The organism is Enterovibrio norvegicus FF-33 (genome assembly GCF_000286835.2).
In the GTDB taxonomy this organism is placed as follows: Bacteria; Pseudomonadota; Gammaproteobacteria; order Enterobacterales; family Vibrionaceae; genus Enterovibrio; species Enterovibrio norvegicus_A.
On sequence record NZ_AJYD02000054.1, the window covers coordinates 1 to 9,804 of the forward strand.

The 9,804-nt window shown below is 46.9% G+C and carries 6 protein-coding genes, 1 tRNA gene, 2 rRNA genes and 1 pseudogene; 6 read left to right on the forward strand and 4 right to left on the reverse strand.

Annotation, left to right across the window (positions count from 1 at the left end):
• The first annotated feature begins 284 nt into the window (after window positions 1-284).
• The 3 genes and pseudogenes from A1OO_RS22845 to A1OO_RS23405 all read left to right on the forward strand — a co-directional run.
• Window positions 285-3,176, forward strand: a 23S ribosomal RNA gene (locus tag A1OO_RS22845).
• A gap of 125 nt (window positions 3,177-3,301) precedes the next feature.
• Window positions 3,302-3,417: ribosomal RNA gene (gene rrf, locus A1OO_RS22850) — 5S ribosomal RNA — on the forward strand.
• Window positions 3,418-3,552: 135 nt separating this feature from the next.
• Window positions 3,553-3,678 (forward strand): annotated as a pseudogene (locus tag A1OO_RS23405) (IS3 family transposase); the annotation flags it as partial.
• Window positions 3,679-3,906: 228 nt separating this feature from the next.
• On the opposite strand, the gene A1OO_RS22860 reads toward A1OO_RS23405, so the two are convergent.
• From A1OO_RS22860 to A1OO_RS22870, 3 genes are all read right to left on the reverse strand, one after another.
• Entirely contained in the window at window positions 3,907-4,527 is a 621-nt protein-coding gene (locus A1OO_RS22860; protein ID WP_016960632.1) for a nicotinamidase, read from the reverse strand.
• A gap of 10 nt (window positions 4,528-4,537) precedes the next feature.
• Window positions 4,538-5,887, reverse strand: a complete 1,350-nt coding sequence (gene pssA, locus A1OO_RS22865) for a CDP-diacylglycerol--serine O-phosphatidyltransferase (RefSeq protein WP_016960633.1) — start codon at window positions 5,885-5,887, stop codon at window positions 4,538-4,540.
• Between the two features lie 117 nt (window positions 5,888-6,004).
• The gene (locus A1OO_RS22870; RefSeq protein WP_016960634.1) at window positions 6,005-6,433 is read right to left on the reverse strand and encodes a GNAT family N-acetyltransferase; all 429 of its coding nucleotides are present in this window, start codon (window positions 6,431-6,433) and stop codon (window positions 6,005-6,007) included.
• A gap of 81 nt (window positions 6,434-6,514) precedes the next feature.
• On the opposite strand from A1OO_RS22870, the gene murB reads away from it, so the two are divergent.
• Together murB and birA are read left to right on the forward strand one after the other, a co-directional pair.
• The gene (gene murB / locus A1OO_RS22875) at window positions 6,515-7,555 is read left to right on the forward strand and encodes a UDP-N-acetylmuramate dehydrogenase (RefSeq protein ID WP_017005290.1); all 1,041 of its coding nucleotides are present in this window, start codon (window positions 6,515-6,517) and stop codon (window positions 7,553-7,555) included.
• Entirely contained in the window at window positions 7,543-8,508 is a 966-nt protein-coding gene (gene birA, locus A1OO_RS22880; RefSeq protein WP_017005291.1) for a bifunctional biotin--[acetyl-CoA-carboxylase] ligase/biotin operon repressor BirA, read from the forward strand. The genes murB and birA overlap by 13 nt, the downstream gene beginning before the upstream one ends.
• Before the next feature lie 6 nt (window positions 8,509-8,514).
• On the opposite strand, the gene coaA is transcribed toward birA, so the two are convergent.
• Entirely contained in the window at window positions 8,515-9,450 is a 936-nt protein-coding gene (coaA, locus tag A1OO_RS22885; protein ID WP_016960637.1) for a type I pantothenate kinase, read from the reverse strand.
• 210 nt (window positions 9,451-9,660) lie between these two features.
• Between coaA and A1OO_RS22890 the strand changes: the two genes are divergently transcribed.
• Window positions 9,661-9,736: transfer RNA gene (locus A1OO_RS22890), tRNA-Thr, on the forward strand.
• Window positions 9,737-9,804 lie beyond the last annotated feature (68 nt).

The window sequence follows — 9,804 nt, forward strand, 5'->3', positions numbered from 1 at the left end:
AGAGAAATGCTCTTTAAAAATCTGGAAAGCTGACTAGTAGATTTATTCTTAGGAATAAATTGAAATCTGTTTCTTATCTCTCTACCCGAGAGGTAATGAAACAAAAGTTCTCAAAACGTTAATCCTGATTGGATTAACACCAAACACATTCAAGTGTTCTTGGTTTCATCGAAAGATGAACATATTTGAGTCCGGCGAAAAACCGTTCAGCGAAAGCTGAACCGACTCTTTAACGAGAGTCACCTTGGTTGTTTGCCATACATAAAGACCTCTTGGGGTTGTATGGTTAAGTGACTAAGCGTACACGGTGGATGCCTTGGCAGTCAGAGGCGATGAAGGACGTATTAACTTGCGATAAGCGTAGATAAGGCAGTAAAAGCCACTTGAGTCTACGATTTCCGAATGGGGAAACCCACGTGCATAAGCACGTATCATGCAGTGAATACATAGCTGTATGAGGCGAACTCGGGGAACTGAAACATCTAAGTACCCGAAGGAAAAGAAATCAATTGAGATTCCGGCAGTAGCGGCGAGCGACCCCGGATTAGCCCTTAAGCAGTTTAAGTGTTAGTGGAAGCCTCTGGAAAGTGGCGCGATACAGGGTGATAGCCCCGTACACGACAATGCTTTTATTGTGAAAACGAGTAGGACGGGACACGTGGTATCCTGTCTGAACATGGGGGGACCATCCTCCAAGGCTAAATACTCCTGACTGACCGATAGTGAACCAGTACCGTGAGGGAAAGGCGAAAAGAACCCCTGTGAGGGGAGTGAAATAGAACCTGAAACCGTGTACGTACAAGCAGTGGGAGCCTCTTCGTGGGGTGACTGCGTACCTTTTGTATAATGGGTCAGCGACTTACTTTTAGTAGCAAGGTTAACCGAATAGGGGAGCCGTAGGGAAACCGAGTCTTAACTGGGCGAATAAGTTGCTAGGAGTAGACCCGAAACCGAGTGATCTAGCCATGGGCAGGTTGAAGATTGAGTAACATCAATTGGAGGACCGAACCGACTAATGTTGAAAAATTAGCGGATGACTTGTGGCTAGGGGTGAAAGGCCAATCAAACTCGGAGATAGCTGGTTCTCCCCGAAAGCTATTTAGGTAGCGCCTCGGACGAATACTACTGGGGGTAGAGCACTGTTAAGGCTAGGGGGTCATCCCGACTTACCAACCCTTTGCAAACTCCGAATACCAGAGAGTACTATCCGGGAGACACACGGCGGGTGCTAACGTCCGTCGTGGAGAGGGAAACAACCCAGACCGCCAGCTAAGGTCCCAAAGTTATCGCTAAGTGGGAAACGATGTGGGAAGGCTCAGACAGCCAGGATGTTGGCTTAGAAGCAGCCATCATTTAAAGAAAGCGTAATAGCTCACTGGTCGAGTCGGCCTGCGCGGAAGATGTAACGGGGCTAAGCGATACACCGAAGCTGCGGCATCAACTCTTCGGAGTTGTTGGGTAGGGGAGCGTTCTGTAAGCCGTTGAAGGTGAACTGTAAGGTTTGCTGGAGGTATCAGAAGTGCGAATGCTGACATGAGTAACGATAAAGCGGGTGAAAAACCTCCTCGCCGGAAGACCAAGGGTTCCTGTCCAACGTTAATCGGGGCAGGGTAAGTCGACCCCTAAGGCGAGGCCGAAAGGCGTAGTCGATGGGAAACGGGTTAATATTCCCGTACTGCTTATAACTGCGATGGGGGGACGGAGAAGGCTAGGTGAGCTTGGCGACGGTTGTCCAAGTTCAAGTGCGTAGGTGGGTGTCTTAGGTAAATCCGGGACGCTATTAACACTGAGACACGATGTCGAGTCACTACGGTGATGAAGTCATTGATGCCATGCTTCCGGGAAAAGCCTCTAAGCTTCAGGTTATAAGGAATCGTACCCCAAACCGACACAGGTGGTCGGGTAGAGAATACCAAGGCGCTTGAGAGAACTCGGGTGAAGGAACTAGGCAAAATGGTACCGTAACTTCGGGAGAAGGTACGCTGCCTCCGGTGAAGTCCCTCGCGGATGGAGCTAGAGGCAGTCGCAGATACCAGGTGGCTGCAACTGTTTATTAAAAACATAGCACTGTGCAAAATCGAAAGATGACGTATACGGTGTGACGCCTGCCCGGTGCCGGAAGGTTAATTGATGGGGTTATCTTCGGAGAAGCTCTTGATCGAAGCCCCGGTAAACGGCGGCCGTAACTATAACGGTCCTAAGGTAGCGAAATTCCTTGTCGGGTAAGTTCCGACCTGCACGAATGGCGTAATGATGGCCACGCTGTCTCCACCCGAGACTCAGTGAAATTGAAATCGCAGTGAAGATGCTGTGTACCCGCGGCTAGACGGAAAGACCCCGTGAACCTTTACTACAGCTTGGCACTGAACATTGACCCTACATGTGTAGGATAGGTGGGATCCTTTGAAGCATCGTCGCTAGATGGTGTGGAGGCAATCTTGAAATACCACCCTTGTATGCTTGATGTTCAACGTTGGCCCCTTATCGGGGTTGCGGACAGTGCCTGGTGGGTAGTTTGACTGGGGCGGTCTCCTCCCAAAGAGTAACGGAGGAGCACGAAGGTGGGCTAATCACGGTCGGACATCGTGAGGTTAGTGCAATGGCATAAGCCCGCTTGACTGCGAGAATGACAATTCGAGCAGGTACGAAAGTAGGTCATAGTGATCCGGTGGTTCTGAATGGAAGGGCCATCGCTCAACGGATAAAAGGTACTCCGGGGATAACAGGCTGATACCGCCCAAGAGTTCATATCGACGGCGGTGTTTGGCACCTCGATGTCGGCTCATCACATCCTGGGGCTGAAGTCGGTCCCAAGGGTATGGCTGTTCGCCATTTAAAGTGGTACGCGAGCTGGGTTTAGAACGTCGTGAGACAGTTCGGTCCCTATCTGCCGTGGGCGTTGGATGATTGAGAGCGGCTGCTCCTAGTACGAGAGGACCGGAGTGGACGAACCTCTGGTGTTCGGGTTGTCACGCCAGTGGCATTGCCCGGTAGCTAAGTTCGGAATTGATAAGCGCTGAAAGCATCTAAGCGCGAAGCGAGCCTCGAGATGAGTCATCCCTGACACTATAAGTGTCCTAAAGGGTTGTTGGAGACTACGACGTAGATAGGCAGGGTGTGTAAGTGCTGCGAGGCATTGAGCTAACCTGTACTAATTGCCCGTGAGGCTTAACCATACAACACCCAAGGGGTTTTAGCGGACTCAGATAAGAACGTTGAATGTGTATTGAGAGCATATAGCTAGTCAGAATTTCCCAGATTTTTGTTTTTCGCCTCATGGCGGGGAACAGTACAAAATTTGCTTGGCGACCATAGCATTATGGACCCACCTGATCCCATGCCGAACTCAGTAGTGAAACGTAATAGCGCCGATGGTAGTGTGGGGTCTCCCCATGTGAGAGTAGGACATCGCCAGGCTTCAAATTCGTTTTCATCTTTTTAAGAAAAAGATGAAGGCAAAAAGAAAAACAAAAAGGCCACCCTATCGGGTGGCCTTTTTGCGTTTATACCGTGTCCTGTCCTGAGATAAGTTGACACATTGGAGACTTATCTATGCGCACACCAAAAGAGACAACATCCAAACGTACCCAACGTGATTATTCCTTAGCCTTCAAACTGGCGGTGGTGTCTCAGGTAGAAAAAGGCGAGCTGACCTACAAACAAGTGCAAGAACACTATGTTAATTAGACAGTAGCAAGATTTGGTAAATTATTGCCGTTCGCTGCGCCAGAGAGCTATGTTGAGCTACATATCATTAATGGTTAGTATCTGTTGTTTAGTCATATGGTATTTGGAATAAGAAATGGAGATGTGCCGTACATGTATGACGTCTGTATTTGGAAACAAAAAAGCACCACTCATGACATGAGTAGTGCTTTTTCTTTAAAACAGTATGTTAGCTTAGTTTCAGACGCTGAACTCAACTAAGAGGTTAATCACTTTTATCCCTGCATTACGCATTTCAATACAGGCACTTTTCGTTGTGTCATCGGCAATACCGCGGCACGCCTCTAAGTTGACCCATACATCGAAACCGCCATGTTTTCTCAGCTGCAGAGCGGTCGTTTTAACGCAATAGTCTGTAGCTAGCCCACCTACGATGACAGTTTTCACTTCTTTGGAAGCAAGCCATTCAATCAGACCCGTGCTGAGTTTCTCTTGAATATCATGAAAGCAGGCACCGTAGGGATGCAAATCTGGTTCTACACCTTTCCATATCACATGATCATATTCAGTGACTGCAGGAAGATCCGCAATTATTTCGAAGCCTTCTGTCCCTGGAACTGCGTGAGAAACCCAAGTGAGATCTGCATTGGCATGTTTAAGTGGAATCAGCATCTTATCGTGACTTTCTACTACCCAAACAGCATTGGCAGGGTGCGCGTCCTTGGTCAAAATACGAAGACTGGCTTTCTCTGCCTGCATGTTTAACGCTTTTCCAATCATATGGCCTTCAGTCACAGGCAACTCATCTGGGCAAAGAGGTGTGAAGGTCTTTTGAGGGTCGACGTCTATGGATGCGATCACGCTGACTACCTTACAATATTTGATTGAGCAGATGATCTGCACGGATCCGCTTGATCCGCTTTAGTAATTTTCTCACTTGAGCAGGGTAAACTTCGAGTTTCTCAATCTGTTTGTAGCTACCAATAAGTTGAGTATGGCTAAGAATTGTATCAATCTCTCGCTGCATTTCATCTTCAAGTAGTCGGTTTTTATCGTGAAGCAATATGGCGTTCTCAAGGTCCAATTTCCATGCGCGAGGATTAAGGTTGTTCCCCGTTAGAAGCATGTAACTGCGGTCTACCCATATACCTTTAAGGTGGAAGCTGTTGTCGTCATGCTTCCATAAATGAATTCTCAACTGACGTTTAGCAATAGCGGCTTCGTTGCGACGGGCAAAGTTACGTAAGTTGATCTCATAAAGGTATGGAAGACCAGAAATTGTTCGAAATGGCTCATCAGGTGGAATATAGAAGTCGTTCGCTGTTTTATCACCGACGATAATTGTGACGTTCACACCGCGTCGTAGAGCACGTCTAATCTCTCGCATAACACTTCGTGGAGGGTTGAAATACGGCGTACAAATGGTCAGATCTTCATGCGCACAAGCAATCAGTCGACAAATTTGTGTGTTGAGGAAGTTCTTGCGTTTTCCTAAGCCTACCATCGGTGTTAACCCGACTTGATCGGCATTAATATGCTGAGAAATAAAGCTATAACTGGCGCTTTGTAGGCGAGCACGAAGATCACGAATAGCCGGTTTAAGCACTTTGGTATTTGGGCGACTAGGCTGAGACAGGCAAGTAACTGCATCGCTGGAAACCAACTTGGTTCCAATGAAGTTAGCCATACAGTCGGCGAGTGCCTTGCTTTTGATGACATGATAACGGTCATAACGATAGCGGTCATGTTGAGCAAGATATACATCATTGAGGCTTGCGCCACTATAGATAACGGTATCGTCAATGATGAAGCCTTTTAGGTGAAGGACACCAAACACTTCTCGGTTTCTAACGGGCACGCCCAAAACGTCGACCTTGTAGGTGTACTTCTCCGAGTATTCTCGATAAAGCGCAGCATTGCCGTCGGATTTCTCTGCACCAATTAAACCGCGTTGGGCACGGTGCCAATCCACCAATACTTTGATATCGAGTACCGGGTTCTTTTGTTTTGCCTCGTAGAGCGCATCAAGGATCGATCGTCCTGCTTCATCGTCTTGCAGATATAGAGCGACCAGATAAATGCGAGATTTGGCTTGTGCAATTTCATGCAGCAAGCGCTCTCTAAAAGATGCTGCGTCGAGAAGCGTTTCTAGCTGATCTGGACGATGTGCAATTTTTGGGAGCTGATCGATCAACTGCTTATTTGCAGTAGCTGAATCCATTGTTGCCTCATTAAGTTCGACTGATAGTCGTGTTTACGCAAATCAAACCCTGCATTGTACCAGAAAATACGTTATTTCCAGTATTCTGGATGTGCCTGTTATCTCGATTTGGCACTATCACTTTGGTAAATACTGCATTGGGACGAGATCTTTACCACTGTTGCAATAGCTAGCATACCTGCCTTGAAGTTCATCTGGGAGTGCATGATCATCAATGATGTAAAATCCAGCACCTTCATAAAGAGAGACTAAATAACGGTAGGCGAGGCAGTAACATATTTTGCTTTGGGTTTGTTCTTGAATCGATTTGAGAAAAGTCGCACCTAGCTTTTCCCCTCTGAATTCAGGGTCAATGAGCATACCAGTAAGAAGCTGAAATTCATTGAATTGGCGAAAACGCACAGCTCCAGCTAAACGCTTTTCACGTTCCATTGTCCAAATAACTTCATCTTTCTTAGGTTTGCCCGCGGGATAGTGATCTTTGTAAAAGCGCGCCACAATAGGGAAGCGTAAGGTGTCTAGCGGGAAAAATCGATAGTCGGCCATGGTTATCTAATCACTGTGAATTCAAGGCGGATGGGGTAGTATACACGGCTAACAACCATTGAAAATGAAACCGCGAGCCGAATGAAGATCCTCACTAATACATCGCTCAAGCCATACCATACTTTCGGTTTAGAACTGAACGCGAATGAAATCATTAAAGCGCAAAAATCGGATGATTTCCTGCAGATCTGGAAACAGAGACCAGATGAACCAAAGCTGGTTGTAGGTGAAGGTAGTAATCTACTTTTTTGTGAAGATTTTGCAGGTGTTATTGTTCTCAATTGCTTGAAAGGGATTGAGGTGCAAGAAACCACTAATGAATGGTTACTGCATGTCGCAGGTGGTGAAAGTTGGCATGAATTGGTGACGAATACCGTCGATAGAGGCATGCCTGGTTTAGAAAACTTAGCACTGATCCCTGGTTTGGTTGGGTCTGCGCCCATTCAGAATATTGGTGCCTATGGTGTGGAGTTCAAATCGAATTGTGATTATGTCGATGTGCTGATGCTCGATAGTGGGGAAATTACCCGCTTAACAGCTCAAGAATGTGAGTTTGGCTATCGTGACTCTGTGTTTAAGCATGGACTAAAAGACAAAGCGATCGTGACAGCGGTGGGTTTTAAGCTACCGAAATGCTGGAAGCCTGTTGTTGGCTATGGTGCACTTAGTGAATTAGGTGAATGCGATGATCTCACTGCCAAAGATGTCTATAACAAAGTCTGTGAGATACGATGTGCAAAATTACCCGATCCGAAAGAGATTGGTAATGCAGGAAGCTTTTTCAAAAATCCAGTCGTAGCAAAATCCTTGGCGGATAGGCTTTTACTAACCCATCCGACGATGCCTCATTTTGGCGTGAGCGACGCTGAAGTTAAATTAGCCGCGGGATGGTTAATCGATCAGTGTGGCCTCAAAGGCAGTTGCGTTGGCGGTGCTGCGGTACATAGTCAACAAGCGCTTGTTCTCACCAATACAGGTAAGGCGACTGCGAAAGACGTTCTTAAGCTCGCTAAAAATGTTGTTGAAACTGTATATGATCGTTTCGGGGTAACCCTCGAGCATGAAGTACGCTTTATGGGGCGGACAGCTGAAACAAACCTGGAGGCGATATGCCTTCCATAGACCATACACCCCGCTTAGCGCTAATCAAGATCCTAGCGGATGGACAGTTCCATTCGGGAGAAAAACTCGGTCAAGAGCTTGGAATGAGTCGTGCAGCAATTAGTAAGCATATAAAAGTGCTTCAGCAATGGGGACTTGACGTATTTCGAGTGCAAGGAAAAGGCTATTGCTTGCCGAGCGCGTTAGATCTCTTGGAAGAGCAACCATTGCGTGCGAAGTTGAATACTACTGATTTTTCATTGATCCCTGTTATTGGTTCCACCAATCAGTACTTGCTGGATCGTGTAGGTCAACTCGCGTCCGGTACCGCCTGCCTAGCAGAATACCAACAAACGGGCCGAGGTCGTCGAGGACGTACATGGTTCTCACCATTCGGCGCAAATTTATACCTCTCAATGTATTGGCGACTTGATGCTGGAATGGCCGCTGCAATGGGACTGAGTCTTGTTGTTGGTGTCTCCATGGCTGAAACACTGGCTCAACTTGGCGCAGAAAACGTCAAAGTGAAATGGCCTAACGATTTGTATTGGAACGACAGGAAATTAGCAGGCATCTTGGTCGAAATGACAGGACAAGCAGGGGAAGCTGCACACCTTGTCATCGGTATGGGTCTTAACGTTGCTATGCCAGATACTGATGCCGTTGATCAGGATTGGGCCAACTTGAAAGATACTTGTCACACGTTGCCCGATAAAAACAAGCTTGCCGCCGCATTGATAAATGGTGTTACCGACGCACTTAAGCAATATGAAGAAACCGGTATGACTGGTTTTGTTGAACGTTGGGATCGATACGACAACTTTAACGGACGCGCCGTTAAGTTATTGCTGGGTGAGCGTGTGGTTAAGGGGATCGCGCGAGGTATTAATGAGCAAGGGGCGCTTTTGCTCGAAACCGAGGCTGGCATCACCCCTTACCTTGGCGGAGAAATTAGTCTCCGCGCTGACGAATAATTTATATTACTTGCGTACCATGACAGTTTGAACCGCGTGGTTTGTTCCCTTTTGTAAGACAAGGCCCGCACGCTCTCGTGTGGGCAAAATATTTTCAACCAAGTTCTTTCCGTTTATCTCCTCCCAAATACTAGAAGCAGTGCGTCTTGCTTCGTCTTGCGTTAGCCGCGTGTAATGGTGGAAATAAGACGATGGGTCTTTAAAGGCCCCTTGTCTGAATGCCATGAATCGTTCGATGTACCATGTTCTTAGCAACGAACTATCGGCATCGACATAAATCGAAAAATCGAGAAAATCCGAGATAAACACGCGGTGAGGGTCGTGTGGGTAGTCCATGCCGCTTTGCAGCACGTTTAAACCTTCTACGATCAGAATATCAGGCTGCTCGACAACTTTTATGTCATCTGTCACGTCATACACCAGATGAGAATAAATGGGCGCTTCAACCCGAGGCTTACCCGATTTCACATCTGACACAAACTGCACCAGTTTACGAATGTCGTAAGACGGAGGAAATCCCTTTTTCTTCATCAAACCACGTTCGTTAAGCACGTTATTGGGATGAAGAAAACCATCTGTGGTAATGAGTTCGACTTTTGGGTGTTCTGGCCAGCGTTCTAGTAAAGCTTTTAGTAAACGGGCTGTCGTGCTTTTCCCCACGGCGACACTACCAGCAATCCCGATAACGTAAGGCACTGTGTTGCCCTTTTGAGCGAGAAAATGCTCCAACACCTGAGTGCGCCCTTTACGAGCTTTAACGTACAGATTCAGAAGACGAGAAAGCGGCAGGTAAATGTCCCGCACTTCATTCATGGTGAGGTGTTCGTTAATGCCTCGAAGCTTTTCGAGGTCAGTCTCATCCAGCGTCATAGGCACAGCATCACGAAGCTCTGACCATTGTTGGCGATTAAAAGACAGATAAGGCGTTAATAGATCGCTCATATTAAAAATGAATCTGTTTCGACTAAGGACAGCGACAATACATTATACCCAATGATAGTGAAAGCAGGATGCCGAGTTTAGCTGATGCTATCCCGCTAAAAAAAAGCGTGAATTGGCGATTTAATGCACTGTAAGGAAAGAATTGATAGAAAAAGTTAAATTAGCTATTGCAACGAAAAAAATCATTGCATAGAATGCGCAGCACTTGTCGCCGGCTTAGCTCAGTTGGTAGAGCAACTGACTTGTAATCAGTAGGTCGCCAGTTCGATTCCGGCAGCCGGCACCAATAAGACAAAAAAAGACAATTAGGTGGGATTCCCGAGTGGCCAAAGGGATCAGACTGTAAATCTGACG

Excerpts from the sequence above, each read along its gene's own strand:
- coaA (WP_016960637.1), bottom strand. The coding sequence starts at position 9,450 with ATGAGCGATCTATTAACGCCTTATCTGTCTTTTAATCGCCAACAATGG.
- A1OO_RS22870 (WP_016960634.1), bottom strand. The coding sequence starts at position 6,433 with ATGGCCGACTATCGATTTTTCCCGCTAGACACCTTACGCTTCCCTATT.
- pssA (WP_016960633.1), bottom strand. The coding sequence starts at position 5,887 with ATGGATTCAGCTACTGCAAATAAGCAGTTGATCGATCAGCTCCCAAAA.
- birA (WP_017005291.1), top strand. The coding sequence starts at position 7,543 with ATGCCTTCCATAGACCATACACCCCGCTTAGCGCTAATCAAGATCCTA.
- murB (WP_017005290.1), top strand. The coding sequence starts at position 6,515 with ATGAAGATCCTCACTAATACATCGCTCAAGCCATACCATACTTTCGGT.